The organism is Microbacterium sp. (genome assembly GCF_026393345.1).
In the GTDB taxonomy this organism is placed as follows: Bacteria; Actinomycetota; Actinomycetes; order Actinomycetales; family Microbacteriaceae; genus Microbacterium.
Genome location: NZ_JAPLAI010000069.1, coordinates 67,765 through 93,733 on the forward strand (window position 1 = coordinate 67,765; position 25,969 = coordinate 93,733).

At 68.3% G+C, this 25,969-nt stretch carries 24 protein-coding genes and 1 tRNA gene; 13 read left to right on the forward strand and 12 right to left on the reverse strand.

Annotation, left to right across the window (positions count from 1 at the left end):
- Window positions 1-109 precede the first annotated feature (109 nt).
- A complete protein-coding gene (locus NT132_RS13980; RefSeq protein ID WP_297790095.1) occupies window positions 110-607 on the forward strand; it encodes an HNH endonuclease in 498 nt (165 codons plus the stop codon).
- Here NT132_RS13980 and NT132_RS13985 read toward each other — a convergent pair.
- Entirely contained in the window at window positions 586-1,107 is a 522-nt protein-coding gene (locus NT132_RS13985) for a MarR family transcriptional regulator (RefSeq protein ID WP_297790097.1), read from the reverse strand. The two genes, NT132_RS13980 and NT132_RS13985, sit on opposite strands and share 22 nt — an antisense overlap.
- Window positions 1,108-1,146: 39 nt before the next feature.
- On the opposite strand from NT132_RS13985, the gene NT132_RS13990 reads away from it, so the two are divergent.
- From NT132_RS13990 to NT132_RS14015, 6 genes are all read left to right on the forward strand, one after another.
- On the forward strand, window positions 1,147-2,088 hold the full coding sequence (locus NT132_RS13990) for an EamA family transporter (protein WP_297790099.1): 942 nt from the start codon (window positions 1,147-1,149) through the stop codon (window positions 2,086-2,088).
- A gap of 301 nt (window positions 2,089-2,389) precedes the next feature.
- Window positions 2,390-2,815, forward strand: coding sequence for a hypothetical protein (locus NT132_RS13995; RefSeq protein ID WP_297790101.1), 426 nt, complete (start codon window positions 2,390-2,392; stop codon window positions 2,813-2,815).
- A gap of 432 nt (window positions 2,816-3,247) precedes the next feature.
- On the forward strand, window positions 3,248-3,802 hold the full coding sequence (locus NT132_RS14000; protein WP_297790103.1) for a cysteine hydrolase family protein: 555 nt from the start codon (window positions 3,248-3,250) through the stop codon (window positions 3,800-3,802).
- Window positions 3,803-3,906: 104 nt separating this feature from the next.
- Window positions 3,907-4,656: a hypothetical protein gene (locus NT132_RS14005; RefSeq protein ID WP_297790105.1), complete on the forward strand. Its 750-nt coding sequence runs from the start codon at window positions 3,907-3,909 to the stop codon at window positions 4,654-4,656.
- Window positions 4,653-6,185 carry a DNA polymerase Y family protein gene (locus tag NT132_RS14010; protein WP_297790107.1) on the forward strand — a complete coding sequence of 511 codons (1,533 nt, stop codon included), beginning with the start codon at window positions 4,653-4,655 and terminating at the stop codon, window positions 6,183-6,185. The genes NT132_RS14005 and NT132_RS14010 overlap by 4 nt, the downstream gene beginning before the upstream one ends.
- Window positions 6,186-6,261: 76 nt before the next feature.
- A complete protein-coding gene (locus NT132_RS14015) occupies window positions 6,262-9,696 on the forward strand; it encodes an error-prone DNA polymerase (protein ID WP_297790108.1) in 3,435 nt (1,144 codons plus the stop codon).
- A 76-nt stretch (window positions 9,697-9,772) separates the two neighbouring features.
- Here NT132_RS14015 and NT132_RS14020 read toward each other — a convergent pair whose 3' ends face one another.
- The 5 genes from NT132_RS14020 to NT132_RS14040 form a co-directional block, all read right to left on the reverse strand.
- Window positions 9,773-10,051 carry a Fe-S cluster assembly protein HesB gene (locus NT132_RS14020; protein WP_297790110.1) on the reverse strand — a complete coding sequence of 93 codons (279 nt, stop codon included), beginning with the start codon at window positions 10,049-10,051 and terminating at the stop codon, window positions 9,773-9,775.
- 96 nt (window positions 10,052-10,147) lie between these two features.
- Window positions 10,148-10,390 (reverse strand): hypothetical protein, encoded by a 243-nt coding sequence (locus NT132_RS14025; protein WP_297790112.1) that lies wholly within the window; start codon window positions 10,388-10,390, stop codon window positions 10,148-10,150.
- Between the two features lie 57 nt (window positions 10,391-10,447).
- Window positions 10,448-11,194, reverse strand: a complete 747-nt coding sequence (locus NT132_RS14030) for a hypothetical protein (RefSeq protein ID WP_297790113.1) — start codon at window positions 11,192-11,194, stop codon at window positions 10,448-10,450.
- Window positions 11,191-11,667, reverse strand: a complete 477-nt coding sequence (locus NT132_RS14035) for a DUF6114 domain-containing protein (protein ID WP_297790115.1) — start codon at window positions 11,665-11,667, stop codon at window positions 11,191-11,193. Before NT132_RS14035 ends, NT132_RS14030 begins: the two co-directional genes overlap by 4 nt.
- A 20-nt stretch (window positions 11,668-11,687) precedes the next feature.
- Window positions 11,688-12,281: a DUF6230 family protein gene (locus tag NT132_RS14040; RefSeq protein ID WP_297790117.1), complete on the reverse strand. Its 594-nt coding sequence runs from the start codon at window positions 12,279-12,281 to the stop codon at window positions 11,688-11,690.
- Between the two features lie 132 nt (window positions 12,282-12,413).
- On the opposite strand from NT132_RS14040, the gene NT132_RS14045 reads away from it, so the two are divergent.
- From NT132_RS14045 to NT132_RS14065, 5 genes are all read left to right on the forward strand, one after another.
- Window positions 12,414-13,016 carry a TetR/AcrR family transcriptional regulator gene (locus tag NT132_RS14045; RefSeq protein ID WP_297790119.1) on the forward strand — a complete coding sequence of 201 codons (603 nt, stop codon included), beginning with the start codon at window positions 12,414-12,416 and terminating at the stop codon, window positions 13,014-13,016.
- Window positions 13,017-13,091: 75 nt separating this feature from the next.
- The gene (gene poxB / locus NT132_RS14050; RefSeq protein ID WP_297790121.1) at window positions 13,092-14,825 is read left to right on the forward strand and encodes a ubiquinone-dependent pyruvate dehydrogenase; all 1,734 of its coding nucleotides are present in this window, start codon (window positions 13,092-13,094) and stop codon (window positions 14,823-14,825) included.
- Window positions 14,826-14,883: 58 nt separating this feature from the next.
- Window positions 14,884-15,246, forward strand: coding sequence for an SdpI family protein (locus tag NT132_RS14055; RefSeq protein ID WP_297790123.1), 363 nt, complete (start codon window positions 14,884-14,886; stop codon window positions 15,244-15,246).
- A gap of 56 nt (window positions 15,247-15,302) precedes the next feature.
- Window positions 15,303-16,520 carry an MFS transporter gene (locus tag NT132_RS14060; protein ID WP_297790125.1) on the forward strand — a complete coding sequence of 406 codons (1,218 nt, stop codon included), beginning with the start codon at window positions 15,303-15,305 and terminating at the stop codon, window positions 16,518-16,520.
- A gap of 13 nt (window positions 16,521-16,533) precedes the next feature.
- Window positions 16,534-16,605 (forward strand) — tRNA-Arg (locus tag NT132_RS14065).
- A gap of 201 nt (window positions 16,606-16,806) precedes the next feature.
- Here the strand turns inward: NT132_RS14065 and NT132_RS14070 are convergent.
- Together NT132_RS14070 and NT132_RS14075 are read right to left on the reverse strand one after the other, a co-directional pair.
- Window positions 16,807-17,943: a site-specific integrase gene (locus tag NT132_RS14070; protein WP_297790127.1), complete on the reverse strand. Its 1,137-nt coding sequence runs from the start codon at window positions 17,941-17,943 to the stop codon at window positions 16,807-16,809.
- Window positions 17,944-18,291: 348 nt separating this feature from the next.
- Window positions 18,292-21,072 carry a DUF262 domain-containing protein gene (locus tag NT132_RS14075; RefSeq protein WP_297790129.1) on the reverse strand — a complete coding sequence of 927 codons (2,781 nt, stop codon included), beginning with the start codon at window positions 21,070-21,072 and terminating at the stop codon, window positions 18,292-18,294.
- A 188-nt stretch (window positions 21,073-21,260) separates the two neighbouring features.
- Between NT132_RS14075 and NT132_RS14080 the strand changes: the two genes are divergently transcribed.
- Window positions 21,261-22,115 carry an HNH endonuclease gene (locus NT132_RS14080; protein WP_297790131.1) on the forward strand — a complete coding sequence of 285 codons (855 nt, stop codon included), beginning with the start codon at window positions 21,261-21,263 and terminating at the stop codon, window positions 22,113-22,115.
- Window positions 22,116-22,272: 157 nt separating this feature from the next.
- Here NT132_RS14080 and NT132_RS14085 read toward each other — a convergent pair whose 3' ends face one another.
- The 4 genes from NT132_RS14085 to NT132_RS14100 form a co-directional block, all read right to left on the reverse strand.
- The gene (locus NT132_RS14085; protein WP_297790133.1) at window positions 22,273-22,503 is read right to left on the reverse strand and encodes an integrase core domain-containing protein; all 231 of its coding nucleotides are present in this window, start codon (window positions 22,501-22,503) and stop codon (window positions 22,273-22,275) included.
- 149 nt (window positions 22,504-22,652) lie between these two features.
- The gene (locus NT132_RS14090) at window positions 22,653-23,888 is read right to left on the reverse strand and encodes an IS256 family transposase (RefSeq protein WP_046746337.1); all 1,236 of its coding nucleotides are present in this window, start codon (window positions 23,886-23,888) and stop codon (window positions 22,653-22,655) included.
- Window positions 23,843-24,574, reverse strand: coding sequence for an IS3 family transposase (locus NT132_RS14095; protein ID WP_297790142.1), 732 nt, complete (start codon window positions 24,572-24,574; stop codon window positions 23,843-23,845). Before NT132_RS14095 ends, NT132_RS14090 begins: the two co-directional genes overlap by 46 nt.
- Before the next feature lie 50 nt (window positions 24,575-24,624).
- Window positions 24,625-25,776, reverse strand: coding sequence for an IS30 family transposase (locus NT132_RS14100; RefSeq protein WP_297790138.1), 1,152 nt, complete (start codon window positions 25,774-25,776; stop codon window positions 24,625-24,627).
- Window positions 25,777-25,969 lie beyond the last annotated feature (193 nt).

Consider the following 25,969-nt stretch of genomic DNA (forward strand, 5'->3'; position numbering starts at 1 on the left):
GTCCAAGGCGCTGTCTGTAGACAGCGCCTTTTTTCATGCCCTCCCGCCGCTCGAACGTCGCAGGAATCGAATACCGCGAAGCCGTCACGGCCATTCGAGAGGACAGGGAATGCGCACTCTGGTGTTGAACGCGGGCTATGAGCCCTTGGCAGTGGTCTCGTTCAAGCGAGCACTCGTGCTCGTGATGAACGAGAAAGCCACGGTTATCGAGCATGTGGAAGGAGAGCCGGTGTGGGGCAACCGGCGCGCGTATGAACGCCCGGCCGTCATCATCCTCACCCGGTACGTGCGCATCCCGGGATCCCGCCAGGTGCCGGTCACGCGTCGCGGCGTCCTCCGCCGCGACAACCACCGGTGCGGGTACTGCGGCAAAGCGGCCACCACGATCGACCACGTGCAGCCGCGCTCCCGCGGCGGCAAGGACACGTGGGAGAACCTCGTGGCGTGCTGCCTGCGCTGCAACAACATGAAGGGCGACCGCACCCCACAGGAGATGTCGTGGGCGCTGCGCCTCGTGCCCGGCATGCCCCGCGGGTCGCAGTGGAGCGTGCGGGGCACCGACCGCGCCGACCCTCGGTGGGAGCCCTACCTGGCGCTTGCCGCCTGACCGGGGTCGTCGCCCTCGAGCGTCGCCAGCCAACGCTTCAGGATCGGCTCCAGGGCCGCCGCATCCTGCTGCCCGAGGTCGGCGAGCAGCCGCGCCTCGTTGGCCAGGTGCGCGGTGAACGCGTCGTCGATGAGCTCACGGCCGGCAGCTGTCAGCCGGATCATCCGCCGCCGGCCGTCGTCCTGCGTGCCGCTGCGCTCGACCAAGCCCCGCCCGACGAGCCGGTCCACGCGTTTGGTGAGGCCGCCGGAGGTCACCATGGTGTGCGCGGCGAGTTCGCCGGCCGGCAATTCCTCGCCCGGGGTGCGGCGGAGCGAGGCAAGCAGGTCGAACTCCGGTTCGCTCAGTCCGTGGGCCGCATACACCGGGGTGAGCTCCGCGGTGAGGGCGAGCGCGATCCGGTGCAGCCGCCCGATGACGCCCTGCGGTGACGGGTCGAGGTCGGGGCGGGCGAGGCGCCACTGGTCCTGGATGTGGTCGACGCGGTCGCGAGGGTTCATGGATCGACTTTATCTTCTGCGTAAGATAAATTCTCTTCCATGGAAGATAAACGGATGCGGTGGATCCTCCTAACCGCGATCGCCCCGGTGGCGTGGGGGAGCACGTATTACGTCACCCGCCAGGTGCTGCCGCCCGATGCGGCACTGTGGGGCGGCGTCATCCGTTGTCTTCCGGCGGGCCTGCTCGTCCTGCTGATCGTGCGGCGCCTGCCGCGCGGATCCTGGTGGTGGCGCTCGTTCGTCCTCGGCACCCTCACGGTGGGCGGGCTGAACGTGCTCGTCTACATCGTCGCGCAGCGGCTGCCCACGAGCCTCGCCGCCACCCTGATGTCGACGTCGGCGGCGGCCATGCTGCTGCTCAGCTGGCTGATCCTCCGGCAGCGCCCTCGCGCCGCGGCCATCGTAGGAGCGGTGATTGGCATCGTCGGGGTTGTGGTGATGATGGGCCCCGGCGCCGAACCCGTCGATCCGTGGGGTGTCGCCGCATCCATCGGCGCCATGCTGTCGTCGTCGCTCGGGTTCGTTCTCACCGCGAAGTGGGGCGCCGCCGTGCCGCCCGTGACCATGACTGCCTGGCAGCTGATCGCCGGATCGCTGGTGGTGCTGCCCTTCGCCCTCGTCGTCGAGGGTGCGCCGCCCGCCCTCGACGCTCCCGCGCTTGCCGGCTTCGCGTACGTCATCCTCATCGCGACGGCCCTCGCCTACGCCGCCTGGTTCGCGGGGCTCCGGCGGCTGCCCGGCTCCGTCGTCGGCGTGGTGGGGTTGCTGAACCCCGTCACCGGTGTCGTGCTCGGGGTGTTCCTCGCGGGGGAGGCCTTCGGCCTCGCACAGGTGGTCGGACTCCTGCTCGTGCTCGGCGGCGTGGTCATCGGCATCCTGCGGCCGCTGGTGCCCAGGCATCGGCGTTCAGAACTCAGGACGGATGCGGTGCCTGCCCCGCACAGCCGCAGGAATTCGGCCGGCGTCGAGGAAATGTCCTGAGTTGTGAACGGCGGCCCTCGTGGCGGCCATAAATGCGGCGTCGCGGGATCGGGTATGCGGCATGGCGGGACGCGCGATGCGGCATGGCGCGGCGCGGGATGCGGCATGGCGCGGCGCGGGATGCCCGCGTTGGGGAAATCGGAGATGTCGCGAGATTCGGACCGCATCCGGGTTTCGGCTCCGAATTTCGTGGCATCCCCGAATCCGGCAACATGAAGAGGGCGGGAACCGCAGTTTCGGAGGGGTAACGATCGCGGAATCGCGGCGGCATCTGATCTAGCCTGACCGGATGCGGAGACGTGTGGGGGCCGTCGCGATCGCGGCGTCGCTGATGCTGCTGGCGGGATGCGAGATGCTGCCGTTCGGCTTCGCGTGCAGCGCCATCGGCTACAGCAGTGTCGCGATCATCACGCTGAGCGACCCTGCTCCGGGGCTGACCCTGGAACTGTGCGACGGCGCCGGGTGTCTGCCCGGTCCGCTCGAACAGCCGATGGAGGCGGGGGCGACGGTGCCACCCCTCCAGACCGGGGTGCTGTCGCTGACCGGCGATAGCGAGACCGGGTGGCGGGCGTCGATGCTCGGCGGCCAGCCTGTGCTCGGCTATCGGCTCACCGCCGAAGACGGAACCGTCGCCGCGGAAGGCTCTATCGACGTCGAGTGGCGCCGAATCGACGGCACGGAACGGTGCGGCGGCAATGCAGAGGCCGTGGTCGAGCTCCCCGTGTAGCGCCGCGGGCTTGCGGGTGTCGGTGAGCCGACCCAACGGCGGAGATCGTGTGTGGGAGGCTGCCGCATCCGCCTCTGGCGGGGTTTCGCGAACGATCTCCGCAGCTGTGTCGTGCGCGGGATGCGGACGCGAGATTCGGGGACGCGAGATTCGGAGACGCGGGATTCGGAGATGCGGGGTTCGCCGTCGCGAGATTCGGAGATGTCAGGAGATTCGGACCGCATCCGCGATTCGGCTCCGAATTTCGTGACATTCCCGAATCCGGCGACACGAGCGGAACCGAGAGAGGCGACACGAGAGCTGTAGCGAGGGCGACACCGCGCGGGCGACGCCGCGAGAGGCGACGCCGGCGAGGCCACCGCGGCGGAAAAGCGACGAAGGACGGCCGCCGGGGCCATGGATGCGGCATCTCCGACGTGATGGGATGGCTCTGTGACCCGAGCTCTCATCGTGATCGACATGCAACGCGGATTCGACGACCTGGATTTCTGGGGACCGACCGCCAATCCGGAGTGCGAGCAGAACGTCGCCGCGCTGATCGCGGCGTGGCAGGACGAACCCATCGTCGTGGTGCAGCACGACTCGCTCTCGCTGGCATCGCCGCTGCATCCGGAGTCCGCCGGCAACGCGCTGGTCGACGTCGTGGCCGCGGTCGAGCCCGCCCTCTTCATCCGCAAGAACGTGAACTCCGCCTTCTACGGCGACACCGACCTGCACGCGTGGCTGCAGGAGCGCGGCATCGGCGAGCTCGTGATCTGCGGCATCCAGACCAACATGTGCGTCGAGACCACCGCCCGCATGGCCGGCAACCTCGGGTACGACACCACCGTGGTGCTCGATGCCACCCGCACCTTCGACCTCGAGGCCGAGATCCCGGGCGTCGGGCTCGTGCAGCGCGCCGCCGCTGACCTCATGGCGCAGACCGCGCTCGTGCTCTCCGCCGGAGGCTTCGCCCGCATCGCCACGACCGCATCCCTTACAGCCTGAGGGCGGCCGCCCTCGCCACAGAACACCCCCCGACCGTGTCGGAGGTCGAGCATATATTCGACCCTGGCATTGAAGGAGCAGAACATACGTTCTAATCTGTCGGAGTGAGGGTGATCGTGCGGGAAGACGCTGCGGGCGAGGTTCGACGCCTCCGCGCGCAGCTCGAGCGGGTGCAGGGACGGCGTCTCGACGCTCCCGTGCTGCCGACCCCGCCCGCGCTCGCCGACCTCCTTCCCGGCGGTGGACTGCGTGCCGGCGCCGCCTACTCCCTCGCCCCGTCGTCGACGCTGCTGCTGTCGCTGCTCGCGCGCCCCACGAAAGCGGGATCGTGGTGCGCCGCGGTCGGCATGCCCGAACTCGGCGCCGAGGCGGCGGCAGGGCTCGGGGTCGTGCTCGATCGGCTCGTGCTGGTTCCGGAGCCCGGGCCCCGCTGGCTCGCCGTGACCGCCACCCTCGCCGAGGTCATGACGATCGTGGCGGTGCGCCCGCAGGGGCGGGTGTCGGATGCGGAGGCCTCGCGCCTGCTCGCCCGCCTCCGTGACCGGGGTGCGGCGCTGCTGGTGCAGGGACCCTGGCCGCAGGCCGAGGCCGCGTTCGAGGTCGCCGACCCGCATTGGACCGGTCTCGGGCAGGGGCACGGCTACCTCACCGCGCGCGAAGTCACCGTCACCGTCCACTCGCGGCGGAGCCCGGTGCCCAGGCGCGCCCGGATGCTGCTGCCCGATCAGGCCGGATCGCTCACTGCCACACCCACCACTGCCACACCCACCACTGCCACATCCACCACTGCCACATCCACCACTGCCACACCCACCACCGTCACCCCCGCGGTGCCGTTGCGGGCGGTGGGATGATGACGGCCCTCCGCAGCATCGTGGTGTGGATCCCGGACTGGCCCGTGATCGCCCTCGAGCGCGAGGAGGCGGTGCCTCCCGGCGACCCGGTCGCGGTGGTGGAGAAGAACGTCGTCGTGGCGTGCTCCGCATCCGCCCGCGCCGAGGGGGTGCGCCGCGGGCAGCGCCGCCGTGACGCCCAGGCCCGATGCGCGCGGGTGCGGATCGTGGCCGTCGACCAGGCCCGCGATCATCGCGTGTTCGCCCCGCTCGTGGCGGCGGTGGAGGACCGCGCGCCGAACGTGCAGATCCTCCGCGCGGGCCTGTGCGCGCTGAAGGCCCGCGGCCCTGCCCGCTTCTACGGCGGCGAGGATGCGGCGGCCACCGTGTTCCGAGAGGCCCTGGGTGAGCGAGGGGTCGCCGATGTGCGCATCGGCATCGCCGACGGCCCGTTCACGGCCGAGCAGGCGGCGCGCGCCACCTCGCCCGCGCAGCCGGTGCGGACGGTGCCCGCGGGCGAGGCGGCGGCGTTCCTCGCCCCGCTCCCGGTGACCCTGCTCGACGACCCCTCGCTCGCGCACCTGCTGGCCCGGCTCGGCGTGCACACCCTGGGCGGGTTCGCCGCCATGCCGGAGGAGCGGGTGCGCGACCGGCTCGGCGAGCACGGGGTGCGCCTGCACGGCCTCGCGGCCGGGCACGACTCCCGCGACGTTCGCCCCCGCACCCCACCGCCGGAGCTTGACCGTGAGATGTGGTTCGACCCGCCGGTGGAGCTGGCCGATCAGGTGGCGTTCGGCATGCGTGTCGTGGCGGAGGAGTTCATCGCCCGCCTCGACGCCCTGCGTCTGGTGTGCACCGAGCTGCGGGTCGAACTCGAGACCGAGCGTGGGGAGCGCAGTGAGCGGGTGTGGCTGCATCCGGGCACGTTCGACGCCGCCGCGGTGGTCGACCGGGTGCGCTGGCAGCTCGCGGAATCCCCGATGCTCTCCAGCGGCGTCGCCCGGGTGCGGATCGCGCCGGAGGCGGTGGATGCCGCATCCGGTCACGTGCCGGTGCTGTTCGGCGGCGGGGGAGAGGAGAAGGTGCACCACGCCCTCTCGCGCGTGCAGGCGATGCTCGGGCACCGCGGTGTGCTCACCCCCGTGGTCGCGGGTGGTCGATGGCTCGACGAGCGTCAGGTGCTCGTGCCGTGGGGCGACCGCGGCGTCGCCGAGCGCGACCCGAACCGGCCGTGGCCGGGATCGTTGCCGTCCCCGCTGCCGGCGACCGTGTTCCCCGCGGCCCGTCTGGTGGAGGTGTGCGACGCCGACGGCGACATGGTGAGCGTTGATCTGCGCGGCGCCCTGTCCGCCCCGCCGGTGCGGCTGAGCATCGACGGCGATGACCGCGACATCATCTCGTGGGCAGGACCCTGGCCCGTCATCGAGCGCGAGTGGGATGCGGAACACCGCCGCGTCGCGCACCGCTTCCAGGTCGTCGACGACCGGCAGTGCGCCTGGCTGCTGGTGTGCGAGGCCGGCGACTGGACCGCCGAAGCGAGGTACGACTGATGGGCTCCCGGCCCAGCGGCGCCCCGCGCTCCCGGCACAGCGGCGCCGCGCACCGGGCAGGAACGGGGGTCGACTGATGGGATTCAACAACCCCTCCGTGCCCTGGTCGGAACTGGAGCGGGCACTCAGCGGCAAACGGCGTCCCGCCTCTGCGCCCGCCGACGGCGGCGACGGTCCTGCGTTCTCCCACAAACGTGGGCCCTACATCGGGGCACCCATCGAGCGTCCCGTCGACGCGGTGCCCTACGCCGAACTGCACGCGCACACCTCGTACTCGTTCCTCGACGGCGCGTCCTCGCCGGAGGAACTCGTGGAGGAGGCCGAGCGCCTGGGGCTGCACGCGCTTGCCGTCACCGACCACGACGGCTTCTACGGCATCGTGCGGATGGCGGAGGCGGCCGAGACGCGCACGCTGAAGACCGTGTTCGGCGCCGAGCTCTCGCTGGGTCTCCCCGCCCCGCAGAAGGGCGAACCCGACCCGGTGGGCACCCACCTGCTCGTCCTCGCGCGACAAGAGGAGGGGTACCACCGGCTCGCCGGCGCACTCACCCGTGCGCAGTTGCGCGGCGCCGAGAAGGGCCGGCCGCTGTACGACCTCCGCGAGCTCGCCGATCAGGCAGGCGGGCACTGGGCGGTGCTCACCGGATGCCGGAAGGGCGCCGTGCGGCAGGCGCTCGCCGCATCCGGACCCGCGGCAGCCGCCGAGCAGCTCGATCTGCTCGTCGACCTGTTCGGCCCGGGAGCCGTGCAGGTCGAACTCTTCGACCACGGCGACCCGGGTGACAGCCGCGACAACGACGTGCTCGCCGCGCTCGCCGCCGACCGCGGCCTGCCGGTGCTCGCCACCGGCAACGTGCACTACGCCGTGCCCGAGAAGAGGCTGCTCGCGGCGGCGGTCGCGGCGGTGCGGGCGAACCGCAGCATGGACGAACTCGACGGCTGGCTGCCCGCCCACGGGGGAGCGTTCCTGCGCTCCGGCGCGGAGATGACCGCCCGGTTCGCCCGGTATCCCGGCGCGGTCGCACGCACGGTGACCCTGGCCGACGAGCTGGCCTTCCCCCTGCGGAGCGCCCGCCCGGCACTGCCGAAGCAGAAGGTCCCGGAGGGGCACACCCCCATGTCGTATCTGCGGGAGCTCGTCTGGCTCGGGGCGGCGGAGCGGTATCCGGACATGCCCGAGGATCACCGCAAGAGACTGGAGCGGGAGCTCGATGTCATCGAGCAGAAGGACTTCCCCGGGTACTTCCTCATCGTGCACGGCATCGTCACCGAGGCGCGCACTCGCGGCATCCTCTGTCAGGGGCGCGGTTCGGCCGCCGCCAGCGCCGTCTGCTACGTGCTCGGCATCACCGCGGTCGACGCGATCCGGTATCAGCTGCCGTTCGAGCGGTTCCTCTCGAGCATGCGCGAGGAGGAGCCCGACATCGATGTCGACTTCGACTCCGACCGCCGCGAGGAGATCATCCAATGGGTCTACCGCGAGTACGGCCGCGAACGGGCGGCGCAGGTCGCCAACGTCATCCAATACCGGCCGAAGAACGCCGTCCGCGACATGGCGCGGGCGCTGGGATTCTCGCCCGGCCAGCAGGATGCCTGGTCCAAGCAGGTGGAGCGGTGGGGGGCGCTGACCGAGTCGGCGGAGGGGCACGACATCCCCGATCAGGTCATCGGGTACGCCACCGAGCTGCTGAAGGCGCCGCGGCATCTCGGCATCCACTCCGGCGGGATGGTGCTCACCGACCGACCCGTGGGGGAGGTGGTCCCCATCGAGCACGCACGGATGCCGGGACGCACCGTGATCCAGTGGGACAAGGACGACGCCGCCTGGATGGGCCTCGTGAAGTTCGACCTGCTCGGCCTCGGCATGCTGGCGGCCCTGCAGCACTGTTTCGATCTCGTCCATGCCGCCACGGGGGAGCGCTGGGACCTCGCCACTCTGCCCAAGGAGGAGCCCGCGGTCTACGACATGCTGTGCCGGGCGGATGCGATCGGGGTGTTCCAGGTGGAGTCGCGGGCGCAGATGGGACTCCTGCCCCGGCTTCGTCCTCGCGCGTTCTACGACCTCGCCATCGAGATCGCGCTCATCCGTCCCGGTCCCATTCAGGGCGGCGCGGTGCATCCGTTCGTCCGCCGCAAGATGGGCCAGGAGCCGGTCACCTATCCGCATCCGAAGCTCAAGGAGGTGCTGGAGCGGACCCTCGGGGTGCCCGTGTTCCAGGAGCAGCTGATGCAGATGGCGGTGAAGATCGGCAACTGCACCGCCGAGGAGGCGGATGTGCTGCGCCGAGCCATGGGCTCCAAGCGAGGGCTCGAGCGGATCGAGTCGGTGCGCGCGCAGCTGTACCGCGGCATGAAGGAGAACGGGCTCACCGAGGAGGAGTCCGATGCGATCTACGCCAAGATCCAGGCCTTCGCCAACTTCGGTTTCGCCGAGTCGCATTCGCTGTCGTTCGCGCTCCTCGTCTACGCCAGCTCGTGGCTGAAGCTGCACTATCCGGCGGCGTTCCTCGCGGGACTCCTGCGCGCGCAGCCCATGGGGTTCTATTCGCCCGCGACCCTCACCGCAGACGCCCGCCGGCACGGCGTCGAGGTGCGCCGCCCGCATCTGCAGCTCTCCGGGGCGTTGGCCGGGCTGGAGCCGCTCGAGGTAGTGGATGCGGATGCTGACCCGGCTTCGGACGCGGATGCTGCGGCGCGGCGGAAACCGACCGGGCTGCCGCAGTGCACGCACGCCGAACAGTCGGATGCGGGACTGTTCGACCCTGCTGCCCCCGATGAGACGGTCGCGCACCGGCGTGACGGAGCATTCGCGGTGCGTCTCGGGCTCGCGCAGGTGACCGGCATCGGTGCGGAGGTCGCCGCCCGCATCGTCGCTGCCCGGGAGCGGGACGGCGAGTACCGCGACATGCGCGATCTCGTGCGACGGACCGACCTGACCGTCGCACAGCTGGAATCCCTCGCGACCGCCGGGGCGTTCGAATGCTTCGGGCTCACCCGGCGCGAGGCGATCTGGCTCGCGGGATCCGCGGCCGAGGACCGCGCACAGTATCTGCCCGACTCGCTGGCCTTCGTGCAGCCGCCGTTGTTCGGCGATCCGTCGAGCTATGACGTGCTGGCCGCCGATCTCTGGGCGACCGGCATCACCCCCGACGATCATCCGATGACGCACTACCGGTCGGCGCTGGATGCCCGAGGGGTGCTCACCTCCACCGAGCTGCGGTCGTCCGAATCGGGGCGGCGGATCGAGGTCGCGGGACTCGTGACGCACCGGCAACGGCCGGCCACCGCATCCGGGATCACCTTCTTGAACCTCGAAGACGAGCACGGCCTGGTGAACGTGATCTGCTCGGTCGGTGTCTGGAACCGATATCGCCGGCTCGCGCGCGACGCTCCCGCCCTGATCGTGCGGGGGATGCTGGAACGCTCCGCCGAAGGTGTGGCCAACATCGTCGCCGACGGCTTCGAAGACCTCCGGGTCGGCGTCCAGCACCGGTCACGGGACTTCCGATGAACACCGACGCCGGGTCCGCAGAGCCGACGAGGTGAGGCCCGGGAGGGGTCCCGGGCCTCACCTCGTGGTGCGGTGCTCAGCCGGCGAGGCCGAGGGCGAAACGCACGGAGCCGTCGTCGCCGATCTCGGCGTCGAGTACGCGATCGTCGAGGGCGACGCTCGCCGACTCATCGACGAACACGCGTGCGCCGGATGCCTCCACGACCGTGTCGAGTGGCTCCGGATCGGGAGCGAGCGCGAGTTCGAAACCCGTCTGGGGACCGGTGTCGCGGATGCGCAGTCCGCCGCCGTCAGCGGGGATCTGTGCCGTGATGGTCTTGACCGCAGTGGCCGCGTTCTCCGTCAGTGTGAGCATGGTGCTCTCCTTCCATCGATGGTGCGGAGTCGGCCACGATTCCGAGAATCGCGCTCGGATGCAACCGCACGGGCCCATTGCCAGGGAGTTCCCACGTCAGCGGCTGGGGTGCCGGGAGTCGTATGCCGCGACGCGGGAGATCGCGGCGAGACCATCCGTCGCGATGGCACGCACCGTGGCGGCGATGGCCAGGACGACACCCAGGACGAGAAGGATGCCGAGAACGAACAGGACGACCATGGGGTACTCCTTTGCGAGATCGATGGTTGATCTCAGCAGGGAGTGCGGCGCTTCATCGCGGGCCACCTCGCCGCAGGTGGCCTTACCTGATAGGTCCACGCCGAGGATTTGGCACTCTTGGCGAGGCGAGCAGGCCAGGAGGTCGCGATTGGCCCGCTATTCAGCCATGCGCTGATCGGTCTGGCTGTAGGAGATGGAATCGGCCCTCGCGCCGACGAGTCCGAACGTCACGCGCAAGAGCGTCGGCTCGATGCCGTCTTTCGGGGGCGGCGTGTCTGCTCCGAGAGTCAGAGATTCTCCGCTCGCCGTGGTGGCCGTGAGCGAGTCGAGGTAGACGCTCACGTTTCCCTGCAGGGTCATGCGGTCTGCGGTCGTCACGAGACCCGCGCCTTCGAAGTGGCCCACGGTGAGCGAGAAGCCGTCGATCGTGATGCTGTCCGCCGAGATCTTCACCGCGGTGGTGCGGGTGCCGTCCGCGAGCGGGACGGTGACGACGCTGATGCCCTTCAACCCGGTGAACGAGAGCGACTCCGAGCCCATCGGCGCGGGCGGCTGGGTGAAGATCGGCGCGGTGTCATCCGGCACGGCGTCCGCGGGAGCGGGGGCAGTGGGCTCGGGCGCCGGGACCGGGGTCTCCGTGCCGAGATCGAGCGTGCCGGGGTCGAGCGTGCCGGGGTCGAGGATGCCGGGGATCAGTGAGCCCCCGGCCCCCGGGGTTTTCGTGCCGGTGGGCGTCGGCGTCGGTGACGGCGTGCCGGCATCCGTGTCGCACGTTACGAGGAAGGGGATCGGGATGCAGAAGGCCGCCGTCGGCGCCGAGGGCGCGGCCGCTGCGCCGGAGAGCCCCGCCGCGGCGACGAGGCCGGCGACGAGTACGGCGGCGGCACGTGCGGGGTGGATCACGAGGTGTGACCGTCCTCCGCCGGGTCGACGGCGACCGAGGGCTCGCCGCCCGTCGAGGTCTCGCCAGCCGCCGAGGACTCGCGACTGTCGGCGGTGGGCACCGGCGGCATCCACGACACGGCGAGGATCCCGCCCACGGTGCTCAACAGCATCCCGATCAGGAAGCCGCCGAGGTTCACGCCGATGAGTGAGTACAGGGCGACAGCGAGCGCGATCACGCCGTAGAAGATGCGGTGCACAGGCATCGCGATGATCAGCGCGCCGAGCAGGAGCAGGACGAGCGGGATGACTGTCGCCTGCAGCCCTTCGATGCCCAGCTGGATGTGGAGCTTGCCGACATCCATCTGGCTCGACCCGAACATCTCGATCCCGCCGAGGGCGATCAGGATCCCGCCGACGAGCGGTCGCTGCCGCCGCCACTGCCGGAACCGAGACCGCCGGGTCGGCGCCTCGGCCGGGCTCTGCGTTGCCATCTCGCGCCGCCCGGCTCGGGTCAGAAGCACGTCTCGCCGTCCGTGAGCTCCAACGTCATACCGGTGAGGTTGAAGACCGAGGCCTGCGTGCTCCACGCGGTCTGCTGCAGGTTCGTGATGGTGACGGTGTCGGCATCCTGCGCGAAGTCGCCGGCGTCGCCCTTCGCGTCGGTGTTCACCGTGGAGGCGTCGACGCCGATGCGGATGTTGCCGAACGAGGAGTCGCCGCGAAGTCCCGTCATCCCGAGCTGCAGGTCGGACGCGGTCGCAGGGTTACCCCCGCCGCCGGCCTTGATGAGGACGCCCACCGTGCCGAGGGGAGTCTCCGTGACGATCGACTGGCAGAGGTCGGCGAGCGTCGCCGACTTGATGTTGGCGATCGCGACGGAGTGCTCGCCTCCCGCGGTGTCCTGCGTGACGCCGCCGTACTGCGAGAAGCCGGTGCCGTCGAGGCGCGAGGCGCTGATCTGGAACTGACTGCCGGAGACGGCGAACGAGACCGGTACGGCGCCCTGTGCGACGCCGCCCATGAGGACGCTGGCGACGACGGCGACGGGAACGGCGGCGAGGGCCACGCGGCCACCGCGGGATCGGGTGAGGTTGCGGAACTTCATCGGTCCTCCGAGAGTGAGAGACGGCGACGATGCCGTCGGGTTCCGACCCTACGCAGCGTTGACAGAGTGTCAATAGGACGTGAGAGGAGTCTCATCCCCGTTTCCTCGGGCGCGGGTGGTTAGGGTCGGAGGGTGGACAGCGATCGGCGGCGACGCCTGACACCGGAGGAACGGCGGGCGCAGCTGCTCGCGCTCGGGGTCGCTTTCCTCGCGGAGCGGCCGCTCGACGATCTGACCATCGAGGAGCTCTCCGCGCGAGCGGGAGTGTCGCGGGGCCTCGTCTTCCACTATTTCGGCTCCAAGCAGGGGCTTCACCGCGCGGTGGTCACCACCGCCGGCGCCAGCATGTTGGCGGCATCCGCCCCGAAGCCCGCGCTCGATCCCGTCGAGCGACTGCGCGACACGCTCGCCCGCATCGTCCAGTTCGTCCGCGAGCACCGCGGCACCTTCTTCTCCCTCGTTCGCGGCGTCGCAAGCGGCGACGGCGTGGTCCGGACCATCGTCGACGACACGCGTGACGTCCACGCGGAACGCATCATCACCGTCTTCCTGGAGCTCGGCGTCGAGGACTCGGAGCTCCTCCGCGTCGCCCTGCGGTCGTGGGTCTCGTTCGCCGAAGAGGTGCTCATCGAGCTGGCTCTGGGCACCGAGATGGATGCTGCGGACATCGTCGGCTTCCTGGAGCGCAGCGCGCGGGGTGTCGTCGGCGCCACGGGCGCGGACCGCTTGCCGTAGGCCGACCGCCTGTTCGGCATCCATCGACGGCGCAACCCCCTCCTCGCCGACATATCGGCGACCTAGCCTGCCGGCATGGCACAGAACATCGCGGAACTGTTCGTTCAGACGATCTCGCGCGCCGGGATCACCCGCATGTGGGGGCTCCCCGGCGACTCGCTGAATGCCGTGACCGATGCGGTCCGGCGGGACGGCACCATCCAGTGGCTGCACATGCGGCACGAGGAATCCGCGGCGTTCGCGGCCGGTGCGGATGCCGAGATCACGGGGGAGCTGGCGGTCGTCGCCGGCAGTTGCGGCCCTGGGAACCTGCACTTCATCAACGGGCTCTATGACGCGCAGCGCTCCCGCGTGCCGGTGCTGGCGATCGCCTCGCACATCCCTTCCTCCGAGATCGGGAGCGGGTACTTCCAGGAGACGCATCCGACGGAGATCTTCCGCGAGTGCAGCGTCTACTGCGAGATGGTCGGCGAGGCATCCCAGGCGCCGTGGGTGCTCGAGACCGCGATGCGCACCGCGGTCGAGAAGCGCGGCGTCGCCGTGGTGATCGTGCCGGGGGAGATCTTCTTCCAGGATGCGCCGACCCGGCGCTCGTCCGCGCCCATCCACGCGACCGCACCCCGGATCCTGCCTTCGGAGGCGGAGCTGCAGGCCGCCGCCGAGGTCCTGGACCAGGGCAAGCGGGTCACGATCCTCGCGGGTGCCGGGGTCGCCGGGGCGCACGCCGAGGTGCTCGCGCTCGCCGAACGGCTGCAGGCACCGATCGTGCATGCCTTTCGCGGCAAGGAGCACATCGAGTACGACAACCCGTACGACGTGGGCATGACGGGCCTCCTCGGTTTCGCGTCCGGTTACCGTGCCATGGAGAAGTGCGACGTGCTTCTCATGCTCGGGACCGACTTCCCGTACCGGCAGTTCTACCCGGAGAAGGCGAAGATCGTGCAGGTCGACGTCCGGGGCGAGCAGCTCGGTCGCCGCACGCCCATCGACGTGGGTCTCGTCGGCAACGTCGGTGATACGGCATCCGCGCTCGTCCCGTTCCTGAAGACGAACCGCGACGACAAGCACCTGAAGGATGCGGTCAAGCACTACGAGAAGACCCGGCGGGATCTCGACGGGCTCGCCAACGACGACGGCCGCGCGCCCGTGCACCCCCAGTACGTCGCCCGGCTGATCGACGAGCTGGCGGACCAGGATGCGGTCTTCACCGCCGACGTCGGAACGCCGGTGATCTGGGCCGCGCGGTATCTGAACATGACCCGCGACCGGCGACTGCTTGGCTCGTTCACCCACGGATCCATGGCGAACGCCCTTCCGCAGGCGCTCGGTGCCCAGGCCGTGGACCGGAAGCGCCAGGTCGTCGCCCTCGCCGGTGACGGCGGGCTGACGATGCTGATGGGCGAGCTCGCGTCCATCCGGCAGAACAACCTGCCGGTGAAGATCGTCGTCTTCAACAACTCCTCGCTTGGGTTCATCGAGGTCGAGATGAAGTCGGCCGGCATCGTGAACTTCGGCACCGACCTCGTGAATCCGAACTTCGCCGACGTGGCGACCGCCATGGGACTCACCGGCATCCGGGTGGAGAACAGCGCCGACCTCGAGCCCGCGCTGCAGCGGGCGTTCGCCGAGCCCGGTCCGGTGCTGGTCGACGTGGTCGTGGCGCGGGAGGAACTGTCGATCCCGCCGACGATCACGGCCGCGCAGGCGAAGGGGTTCACGTTGTGGGCGCTTCGCACAGTGCTGTCGGGCCGGGGGGATGAGCTGCTCGACCTCGCGGACACGAACGTGTGGCGGCGCATCTTCAACTGAGGTCCAGGCAGGCGCCCCAGTAGCTCCGCGCCATGCTCGCAGGGCTACCGTAGAGTCGATGGACATCGCAGTAAGCCTTCTCCTGTTCGTGGTCATGGCCGGCGCGGGCATGCTTCTGCTGTGGATGGCGCGCGCCACAGCATCCGGCCGGCTCAAGCGGAATCAGTTCGCGGGCATCCGCATCCCCAGCACGCTGGCGAGTGACGAAGCATGGCTGGCGGCGCACGTCCGCGCCAAACGTCCCACCGAGTTCGCCGGATGGGCAGCGATCGCGACGGGGCTGTTCGCGCTACTGCCCGTTCCCGACCCGGTGCTCGCCGCAGGAGTGATCGCCGGCTGCGTCGTCATGCTCGCGTTCACGCTGTACGGCGCCTGGGTAGGCAGCCGCGCCGCGACCGAGGTGAACGGCTCGCCCATCTAAGCCCGGCCGGATGCGGCGCGCTCCGCGGCCCTTCGCGCGGGCGTAGCGTGGACGCGATGGACTTCGAGGGACACCGGCCAGGCGAGCGCTCCTATCGTCGGCTGATCGCCGGCCTGTTCTTCGCCGGTGTCGCGACCTTCGCCCAGCTGTACTCGCCGCAGGCGGTGCTGCCCTTCTTCTCCGCCGACCTCGACATCGCTCCGGCCACGGCAGCCCTCGCCGTCTCCGCCGCCACCCTCGGGCTCGCCGTCGCGGTCATCCCGTGGTCGGTCGCCGCCGACCGGTTCGGCCGACGCGCCACGATGGCCACCGGCATCGTCGTCGCCACCCTTGTGGGACTCCTCGCCCCGTTCGCGCCGACGATCGAGGTATTCCTCGCCGCACGCCTCGTCGAAGGACTCGCGCTGGGTGCGGTGCCCGCCATCGCACTGGCGTACCTCAACGAGGAGGTGCACGCCGGACACGCGGCCCGCGCGGCCGGCAGCTACATCGCCGGCACCACTGTCGGCGGACTCGCCGGGCGGCTCATCGCCGGACCCTTCGCGGAGTTCGGGATGTGGCGCGGGGGTGTCTTCGCGGCGGCCGCCGTCTGCGCGGTGTGCGCCGTGCTGTTCCTGTGGCTGTCGCCGCGGGCGCGTCGATTCACCGCGGTGCCGACGCACCCGCGGGCGCTGCTGGGCCGGCTCGCCGCGAACCTGCGCTTTACAGCGCAGCTTGCGCTGTACGCGCAGGCCTTCCTCCTCATGGGAGGGTTCGTCGCCGTCTACAACTACCTGGGATTCGCGCTCGCCGCCCCGCCGTACGACCTGCCGCTGGGGTTCGTGAGCCTCCTGTTCCTCGCCTACCTCGGTGGCACGCTGTCGTCCCCGAGAGCCGGCGCCCTCGCCGCCCGCTTCGGGCGATTGCCGGTGCTGCTCGCGTCGATCGTCGTGATGGCCGGGGGAGTGTTGGTGACCCTCGTGCCCGCACTCCCGGTGATCGTGGTGGGGCTGGTGGTGTTCACGGCGGGGTTCTTCGGTGCGCACGCGGTCGCCTCCGGGTGGACGCCGGCATCCGCTCCCGCCGGCACGCCGGCGCAGGCGTCGTCGCTCTACTACCTCGCCTACTACGCCGGCTCCAGCGCGGTCGGGTGGGCGCTCGGGTTCGTTTTCGCGGGGCTCGGGTGGGGCGGCGTGGTGGGCGTCGTCGCGGGAATGTGCGTGGTGTCGGTCGTGCTTGCGGTCGCGGGGCTTCGCCGTGCTCCGGATGCGGTGGGGTGGGGGCGCCGCGGATAGACTCGCTCTGCCAGCCTCTGTAGCTCAATGGAAGAGCAGTTCCGTCCTAAGGAAACGGTTGGGGGTTCGAGTCCCTCCAGGGGCACAGTCGTTTTTTGATTCTGACCAGGGATTCCTTCTGTGGTCAGACCTCGTAGATTGCATTTTTGGCCGGTTTTTGGCCGGATTTGAGTAACCTATGAGCCGGAAACGAGGCCCTACACAGTGCTCCGTGCGGCGTCTCAGAACGTCGAAATCGAGCATTCTGAGCGGGCTTCGGGGCCATCAGAAGACTGAGCAATCTGCTCTACGGCCGCTGCGGCCGGGCGTAGCGGGTCTGAGGTCCCGCTGGTAGCGCGACCAGTGGCATCGCGTCGTTGAGGCGCGTTGCGACGGCATCCAGATCGTCGTCGAAGAGATCGGCGTAGGTGTCGAGCGTCATCGCCGCCGACGCGTGCCCCAGCATCCGCTGCACGGCCTTCACGTTCGCGCCGGAGCTGATCGCGAGCGATGCGGCGGTGTGACGGAGATCGTGAGGGGTGAGCCGCGGGATCGATGGATCGACCGCCTGCGCGCGCTTCACCGCGTTCGCGAACCAGCCCTGACTGCCCGAGTTGCGCATGTGGTGGACGCCGTAGCCGAAGAGCAGCCCTTCCGGACCCTTCCCGGCGCAGGCCTGCTCGATCATCGGAGCGAGACGCTCTGGGTATGGGACCGAGCGCTTCTCGTGCGTCTTCGGCGTGCCGACATGGATCTCGTAGCCGATCATCACCGCGTTCTCCTCGATGACGAAGCGCTTTCGTAGTCGGTTCACGCTACGCACCCGCAACCCGGTCGCCTCGCCCCAGCGCAGGCCGGTGTAGGCGAGCGTCAGAACCATGGTCGGATGCGCCGAGCACGCCGCCAGGGTCGCCACCTGGTCATGTGTGAGGTAGACGCGGCGCTTGCCCGGACCGTTTCGGGGGAGGTTGCGGATATGTCGGGCCGGATTGTTCGAGAGGCGACGATCATCGATGGCGACGTCGAGGATGCCGGCGAGGACGCCGAGCGCGCGAAGGACGACGGTGCGCGACTTCCGCGTCGCGAGCTCGGACACCCAGTCCTGGACCTCGGAGCGTCGGATCGACCAGATCTCCCTGTCTGCCCAGACCGGCGCGACGTGGTTCTTCCACGCCTGCTCGAGGGTCATGTAGTACGAAGGCTTCGACATCGGCGGCCGCTTGGAACGCAGCCAACTGCCGGCGAACATCCGGACCGGCACGCGCGACGCCACGGGATCGATGTACTCACCCTTCGACTTCGACACCGTGACCATAGAGAGGTAGACCTGCGCTTCGCGCATCGTCGTGAAGCCGCGCTTCTGCGTCTCGGTGCGGTCCGGCTTCTGGTAGCGCACGCGGTAGCGGCGCCCCTTCACCGTTTCATACGAGGAGATGGTGCCCACTTCGGCCTCCGATCGTGCCGGCTTGACGGTCAGTATTGGGCCAGTGTCGGACACTGGTCGGATGCCGTCAATGCCGCCGATGACAGATGTGGATAGATGTCGACCGACGTCGTCAACTGCCGTCGGAGGAGAGTGGCGCCTTCCCCCGACGCCGGGAGGGTGGCGACCAGTCGCGTCTCCGTTCTCGCCGCTCGCTCCATGCAGACTCCGCGCTGGCGCCATGCGTTAGCAGCCGTTCGACGAATGGCACTGCGGCGCGCCCGGTCGCTGGGGTGGCTAGTTGTCGGAGCGAACGCGCACAACGGTCGACAACGAACCGACGAGCGCCCCGAACCCCGCTACGAGATATCAGGTGCGGCCGATCTCGAATCCGAGAGCCTCCAGGCGTCGACGAGCGTCCCACGATTGGAATTGCTTCGCTTCGATCCCGAGCGCGATCGAAAGCACCTGCTTTACGGGCCAGTGCACGCCCTCCACGTTCACCCAGTACGTCAGAATATTGCCGGGGACGTGACCCCGGAGGCGCTCGGTCACTGTGTCCCGGGAAAGCTCGCGCAGTTCGCCATCGAGGGTGAATGTGATCGTCCCTTGTTCGCCGGAAGAGTCGGCCTGGACGAGGCGATCGTGCTCGCCCATGACTTCCATGAACCACTCGAGGGCGTCGATCACATGCTGTCGATCCGACACGTCGGCGAGTACATCGACCGAGAAGGCCGGCCGCACCCTCAGCTTCGAGTCCTCTATGGCGACGCCTCGCGCCCGGTTGAGGCGATTACGGAGCTCATCGCGCATTCGTATGTCATCGAAGGGTGGACGACTCGCGAGCCATTGGAAGACGACCTCGACACTTCCGTAGCTGTAGATGACGAGCGGCCAGATGTGGGATGCCGAACCGGGCTCTCGGACATGGAGGAATGCGCCGATGTCATTCGACGTGCCGAACGTGACGTAGCCGCCGAGCGCTCGCCACGCTTGCAGAACCTCGATAACGCCGTGAATGGTCGCAGGCGTGAACCTCGTCGCCAACTGTGCGAGATAGGCGCTCTCCCGCTCGTCGGAGTCATCGTGTTCGTCATCTAGGTCGGATGAGTCAACCGGCACTCCGAGCAGCTCCGCAAGGTCGGCAACCCCGAGCTTGCTATCGGCGTCCGCACGTCCCTCGGCGTCGAACTCGACACCTTCCTCGAGGAGCACGTCCTGCGGCTCGCGGCCGTCATTGGGGCTGCCCGATGGCCACCGGAAGCCCGGTGAAATCGTGCCCGCCGCCTGGAGAACGCGCCACGCGTTCGTGACGAAGTTCTTCCCGAGGAAGACGCCGAGAGGGACCGGATGAGTGCCGGCAATGGTCGCGACGTTTCCGTAGGTGGTCCACCGGCCTTCCGGGATCGACTCGATCACCTCGGTCGCGAGCTTCCACGCGACCCCGGATTCGATGACATCCGTCTCGGCAAGCGGTGCGACCCACTCAGCGCAGATGCTCTGCGCGAGAGCTGCGCCGCGCCCAAGGATCTGCTGCCGCCCCCACGTGTCAGCTGCTGCAATCGGTTTATTCAAAGCGATGTTGCTGTCGGCCAGAAGCGCGCGCTTCGAACCGAAGGGGGCGTTGCTCAGCTCCGAGTTGTACCCGGTCAAGGTGAGGTTCGCGAGGGTGTGTAGGTAGGCCTCGTGAAGGTCGTCGACGGTTGCGAACTCGCCGAGGTCGAGCGAGAGATCATCGCGCCACGCATCAGTGAGCGTCTGAGGCATGACGTGCTCGATCGTGGCAGCACCGAGGGACGCGGGCTCCTTGCCCGCTGCGAGCTGCTCGAGCCACGACAGAAGAGTCTTACGCTGCGTTGGCCGACCCGAGTAGTAGAACGGCTTGGCGACGACCGCATCCGCGATCTGCCGGTCGGTCGCGTAGAACTTGCGTCCTGTCGAGAAGTAGCGCCGCAGCGATCCGGCGAGGTCTGCCGCATCGAGTTCACCGGCCGCGCGAAGCAGGATGCGTGACAGCGCGTTGGGTGGAGCGTTGACGACCAAACGGCGGACGAAGTAGGACTCGAGCACTGCGAGCGCATCAGCAGCATCAGTGTCGGCTGCAACTCCTGACTCCTGAATACTCAGAATGCGCAGCACTAGCGGATCCGCGGCGCTTGAACCCCAAACATTCAGGCGAGCGAGACGCTCACGCAGGATCGGATCGGAGCAGCGGGAGGGGTCACGGATCTGTGAAACCAGCTCAGCGAGCCGTGCGTAGCGGCGAACCTCGACTTCGATTTCTGCGTCGGCAAGACGAGAGAGACGCGCTTCCTGGAGCGCGTAGATGTCACCCTGTTTCGCCTCCGGCGTGGACCATGTGATGTCCATCCAGAAGAGCGCTTCAAGATCCGCGGAGCTGAGCGTCGTCTGCATCGGGAGCCATACTGCGGTGTAAACGTGTTCGCCGCTCGAGCCGAGTCTCATGAAGATGTAGTTGCGCAGGAGGTCACCCTGGGTGAGCTTCATTCCGGTGTTGTTGAGCGACTCGAAGATCCGGTAGACGTTATCGTCGTGGCCCGCGGTGATCGCCACGAAGATGAGACCATCAAGCACGGCGGATGCGATGCGGTCGACGTCGTGCGGATCATCTGGGTCGTCGGCCTCGACGAGGCGGGTTCGGAAGAACCGGTATGCATCGATGACGCCGGAATGCATACCGTCCAGAACCGCGTTGTCGACGATCGCTCGGAACGCCGTTCGGTCTGCCTGCGTTGGAAGCAGCTTGAGGCGGTCGTCGCCGCTCTTGAAACGGTCTGACAGATACGTCTCGTGCAGACGAGCGACCTTGTGGGAAGCGTCCGAGTCGGTCTTCGCGATGTGGTCCCGAATAGCCGCGATGAGCACCGAGAGTGTTGTCAGTCGCTGCTGACCATCGACGACGAGGAACTCCGAGCCACCTGGACCGATGCCACCGGTCGAGAGAACGAGGGATCCGGTGAAGTGGATTGCGCGTGGGTCATCGACGCGCGCATCCGACAAATCGACGACATCACTCCAGAGTCGGGCAAGCTGCTTTGAGCTCCAGGAGTATGTCCGCTGGTACAGCGGAACGCGATACTGCTTCGCGCCCTCGAGAACCTGCTGGAGACGAATCTCTTGTACGTGCATGCTTCCTCGCGCTCTCTTGCCTTCGGCTCGGTCAGCCTAGCGACGGGTACCCCGCACGAGATGCTTGAGCACGCCGAAACTTGCTCGCGTCGTGTCAACGAGGTCCGTCGATCGGACCTCGGCAATAAGATCGAGCTTGGCCCGGGCAGCTGGGGTGGCGCAAGTCGGCCTGGCATGACTTCACGTCTATGCACCCGGACGCGATTGCACCAGCTTCGGTCATCCGCTCTCTCGGAATCTACAACGGGTATCGCGGTGTCTGGGTCGACAAGAAGAACACAGCCTCTGCCGCTGCTCCCTCCGGCATCACGATCGGCGTTCGTCATGACGGATCGAGCTACGCAGACATACTCTCCGCCAGCGGCCTGATTTACAAGTTCCCCGAGACCGAGCGCACTGGGCACGACGAACTCGAGATCGAGGCGACCCGCACGGCGATGCGTCTTGGACTGCCGATTTTCGTCGTTAGCGGGCACAAGGATGCGCCGACGCGAGAGGTACGCCTGGCGTACGTCGAGGCGTGCAACGACGAGGCGCGCGAGTTCCTGCTTGCATTCGTGCCTGAGCCGATCGTTGCGCCGAGCCATCCGATCCTCGCCTCGCAGGACTCAGCTCCGGAGTGGCTCGCACGTCGCATCGCAGCCCGCATGAACGAGCGTCGATTCGCGTTCGAGGTGATGGATCGGTACGGGCCGCGGTGCGCGGTGTGCGAGATCGACGAGCGGGCCCTGCTCGCGTCCGCTCATCTGCGCCCGCGGTTCGCCAACGGAACCGACAAGCCCGAGAACGGCCTCGTGCTTTGCGCGAACCATCACCTCGCAATGGATGCCGGGCTGTGGCGCGTGGACCCTGGCGACGCCCGCGTCGTCGCCCGCTCCGGGATCGACCTACGCCGGATCGGGGTCACGCGGTACGACCTATCGCTTCTTCGCGCGCAGCCGAGCATCGAGTCGCTCGTGTGGCTCTGGAGACTCGACTTCAAGCATGTCAACTCGGCGATGCGGCCCCGCCGGTCGTCCGCGTCCGCGGTCGCGAGTCCATAGCCGCTCGCACAGCCAACTCGACGCGGTCGGAAGCGTACCCAACTGCTTTGTGTTCCCAGAACCGCATCACGCGCCACCCGCGTCCGTCAGTTGTCCGTCCGTGTCGCGGTCGCGGTCGGAGCCTGACCCGGTTTCCCGGACGGTTCTTGTGTGTTGATCATGCCGCGATTTCGGCGGCGGTGTGAAGGGCTTCGTATTCGGCGGGGCTGAGGTTGCCGAGGCTGGTGTGCCGGCGGCGAGGGTTGTAGAACCCCTCGATCCACTCGAACATGGCCGACGCGAGTTGCGTCCTTGAGTCCCAGGACGTGCGATCCAGTAGCTCGCGCTGCATCGTCGACCAGAAGCTCTCGATGAGGGCGTTATCGACGCTTGAGGCGACTCTGCCCATCGAGCCGAGGAGACCTGCTTGGCGGAGTCGGTGCCCGAAGAGCCACGAGGTGTATTGCGCTCCTCGATCCGCGTGGACCACGGTTCCGGGGGCCGCGTCCGTTTGAGTGGTGGTCTTTCGCTTCGTTGCGATGATCAGCTGTCGTTAGTTTAGGCGGCGGTGATCTCGGGGAGTATCACCGCCTCGTCGATGGTGGGGGTGGTCGCGGTGAGCTCGGTCATGGAGGCTTCGGAGAAGTAGCGGCGGTCGGCGGCTTCCCATTCGTCGTGTTGCTCGACGAGGACGGAGCCGGCCAGGCGGAGCAGGGCGGCGTTGTTCGGGAACACGCCAACGACGTCGGTGCGGCGCTTGATCTCCCGATTGAGGCGTTCCAGCGGGTTCGTGGACCAGATCTGTCGCCAATGCCGGGCGGGGAACGCTTTGAACGCGAGGATGTCGTCACGGGCGTCGGTGAGCATCACGGCGGTCTTGGGGTGGACGCGCTCGATCATGCGCACGACTTCGTCGAACTGGGCATCGATGTGCTCGGCGTCGGGTTGGGCGAAGATCGTGCGGATCACGCTGGCGACCATCTCCTGCCGGCCCTTCGGGAGGGCGGTCAGGACGTTGCGCATGAAGTGGACGCGGCAGCGCTGCCAGGCGGCGCCCTGCAACACGGTCGCTGCGGCCTTCTTCAGTCCGGCGTGGGCGTCGGAGATCACCAGCTTCACCCCGCCCAGACCTCGTGTCTTCAACGAGCGCAGGAACTGCTTCCAGAACTCCTCGGTCTCGCTGTCTCCGACATCGAAGCCCAGCACGACCCGCCGCCCGTCAGCGGCGACGCCGATCGCGACGACGACCGCCTGGGACACGACACGGTGGTCGATGCGGACCTTGCAGTAGGTCGCGTCGAGGAACACGTAGGGGTAGGCGATGTCAGACAGCGAGCGGTCGCGGAACGATGCGACCTCGGCGTCGAGCCCTTGGCAGATGCGGGACACCTCGGACTTCGAGATGCCAGTGTCAGCGCCGAGCGCTTTGACGAGGTCATCGACCTTCCGGGTTGAGACGCCGTGGAGGTAGGCCTCCATCACGACCGCGAACAAGGCTTGGTCGACCCGGCGGCGCCGCTCCAGCAGCGACGGGAAGAACGACCCCTGCCGCAACTTCGGGATCCGCAACTCCAGATCCCCAGCCGTGGTCGACAGCACCCGCGGCCGGGAACCGTTGCGGGTAGTCGTGCGCTCGCTCGTGCGCTCGTAGGGGGCGGCGCCGATGAATGCGGCTGTCTCCGCGTCGATCAGCTCCTGGTAGAGCCGCTCGGTCGCGGCTCGGATGCGGTCGGTGGTGCCGGTGAGCTTCAGTTCCCCGAGCAGCTCGAGGAGGGCAGACTGGTCAAGAGCCATCGTGCGGTGTCGTCTTTCTGTGTGAGTTCTTGGTCGTTCTCACTGACCATCGCACGATGGCTCACCCCGTCGCGGTCACGACGCCGCGGGCCCGAAAGACCACCACCCCGCGGGACTCCAGGGGTTCCGGGCTCGGGGCGGCGGCGCCACCGGGCCATTTCGAGCGCGTCAACAACGATCTCTGCGGTGATCCGATCCGAGATCGACCAGCCCACGATCCGGCGGCTGAACGCGTCGATCACGGCGGCGCAGTAAACCCATCCGTCCCTCGCGCGGTGCTGCGTGATGTCGCAGAACCAGAGCCGGTTCGGCGCGTCGGCGCGGAACTGCCGCTTCACGAGGTCCTCGTGCGTGGCGGTGTCCGGCTTCCAGCCGCGCCGCTTGCGGCGATGCAAGACGCCGACCAGCCCCTCCCGCCGCATCAGCCTCGCGACGCGCTTCCGGCCGACGTGAACGCCGAGCCCGAGTCGCAACTCCGCCAGCACGCGAGGAGCACCATAGGTTTCGCGGGAATCAGCGTGAATGCGACGGATCGTCATCGTCAGCTCCGCATCCGAGAGAGCCCGCGGTGATGGCGGTCGACGCACCCACTCGTAGTAGCCAGACTTCGAGACGTTCAGAAACCGGCAGGCCACCACGACGGGAACACCGTCCGCGGCGAGCTCCTGGACCAGCCGGAACCCTATTTTGGGAGCACGTTCTCCCTCGCGAAGTAGGCCGAGGTGAACTCAACCCGTCAGCGCAACAGTGCTTGGAGCCTATCGGCCGGGGTGTCGAAACTGAGGGACTTTCTTGGGCGAGAGTTCAGCCGTGCGGCGACGACGTTGAGGTCGGCCTGGGTCAGATCCTTCATGCTTACGCCCTTGGGGAAGTACTGACGCAGGAGCCTGTTGGTGTTCTCGTTCGTGCCGCGCTGCCATGGGCTGCGTGGGTCGGCGAAGTAAACGTGAAGCCCCGTGTTCTTCGTGACGGACTTGTGATCGGCCAGCTCCATGCCCCGATCCCAGGTCAGCGAGCGGCGCAGCTGCTCAGGCAGCAGGTTCATCTCGCGTGAGAGACCGGCAGTGACGGCCTCCATGTCGCGGCCGTCGACCTGGACAAGCACGGTGAACCGGGTGGCTCGTTCGACGACTGTGGCGATCTGGGTCCAATGCCGACCCATTAGAAGATCACCCTCCCAATGCCCCGGGATCGCGCGATCTTCGACCTCGGCGGGGCGCTCGGAGATCGATACGGCGTCCTTGATTTGCGATCGCCATTGGCCAGTGACGTTGTTGTGAACGCTGCGACGGATCGGCCTTCCCGATCTCAGGTGCTTCTGCAGTTCCTTGGAGAGGACGCCGCGCGACTGCACGAACAGCGACTTGTAGATCGTTTCGTGTGACACCCGCATCCCGCTCCCCGCTGGGTGGCGCTTGCGGAGCGTCCCGGCGATCTGCTCTGGTGACCAGTCTTCCCGAAGCCTTGCCGCGACGTAACCGCGCAGCACAGGGTTCCTCGCGAGCTTGCACTTCTGTGGCCGGCGTGCGCGGCGCCACGCTCTGTCCTCGGCATCGACCGCACGATAGCGGCGGGCACCCTTGTTTTTCGCCACTTCGCGGCTGATCGTCGATGCCGGCCGGCCGAGACGACGCCCGATCGCGCGATACGACTCACCCGCCGCGAGGCCTCTAGAAATCTCTTCACGCTCTTCGAGCGTCAGCGTCCCCGCCCTGCGCCGCTGCGGTGCCTGATAGAAGCCCCCGAAGGGCAGCAGGATCGAGAAGATTGATCCGGGCGGCGACTCCACCGTCCGGGAGATCTCGCTGATCGATGCCCCCGCCTTCCACAGCTCCCATACTTGCTGTCGCCGATCCGACGGCAACCCCGGTCTACCGATCTTTGCCACACCACACCTCCGAGAAGATCATCGATGGTGTTGCGCTGACGGGTTGAGTTCACCGACGCGCGCTTGAGGATCTCAATCTCCATCTCCAGCACACGGTTCCGGCGCCGCAACTCGACAAGCTCACGGTGCTCATCGCTGGTCATGCCGGGCTTGCGGCCAGAGTCGACCGCGTCCCGATTCATCCAGTTCCGCA

Bases quoted from the DNA above. Each gene is read 5' to 3' on its own strand.
- NT132_RS14010 (WP_297790107.1), top strand. From the start codon at position 4,653: ATGATGACGGCCCTCCGCAGCATCGTGGTGTGGATCCCGGACTGGCCC.
- NT132_RS14060 (WP_297790125.1), top strand. From the start codon at position 15,303: ATGGACTTCGAGGGACACCGGCCAGGCGAGCGCTCCTATCGTCGGCTG.
- NT132_RS14055 (WP_297790123.1), top strand. From the start codon at position 14,884: ATGGACATCGCAGTAAGCCTTCTCCTGTTCGTGGTCATGGCCGGCGCG.
- NT132_RS14020 (WP_297790110.1), bottom strand. From the start codon at position 10,051: ATGCTCACACTGACGGAGAACGCGGCCACTGCGGTCAAGACCATCACG.
- NT132_RS14035 (WP_297790115.1), bottom strand. From the start codon at position 11,667: ATGGCAACGCAGAGCCCGGCCGAGGCGCCGACCCGGCGGTCTCGGTTC.
- NT132_RS14040 (WP_297790117.1), bottom strand. From the start codon at position 12,281: ATGAAGTTCCGCAACCTCACCCGATCCCGCGGTGGCCGCGTGGCCCTC.
- NT132_RS14075 (WP_297790129.1), bottom strand. From the start codon at position 21,072: ATGCACGTACAAGAGATTCGTCTCCAGCAGGTTCTCGAGGGCGCGAAG.
- NT132_RS14085 (WP_297790133.1), bottom strand. From the start codon at position 22,503: ATGGGCAGAGTCGCCTCAAGCGTCGATAACGCCCTCATCGAGAGCTTC.
- NT132_RS13990 (WP_297790099.1), top strand. From the start codon at position 1,147: ATGGAAGATAAACGGATGCGGTGGATCCTCCTAACCGCGATCGCCCCG.
- poxB (WP_297790121.1), top strand. From the start codon at position 13,092: ATGGCACAGAACATCGCGGAACTGTTCGTTCAGACGATCTCGCGCGCC.
- NT132_RS14015 (WP_297790108.1), top strand. From the start codon at position 6,262: ATGGGATTCAACAACCCCTCCGTGCCCTGGTCGGAACTGGAGCGGGCA.
- NT132_RS13980 (WP_297790095.1), top strand. From the start codon at position 110: ATGCGCACTCTGGTGTTGAACGCGGGCTATGAGCCCTTGGCAGTGGTC.
- NT132_RS14090 (WP_046746337.1), bottom strand. From the start codon at position 23,888: ATGGCTCTTGACCAGTCTGCCCTCCTCGAGCTGCTCGGGGAACTGAAG.
- NT132_RS13985 (WP_297790097.1), bottom strand. From the start codon at position 1,107: ATGAACCCTCGCGACCGCGTCGACCACATCCAGGACCAGTGGCGCCTC.
- NT132_RS14080 (WP_297790131.1), top strand. From the start codon at position 21,261: ATGCACCCGGACGCGATTGCACCAGCTTCGGTCATCCGCTCTCTCGGA.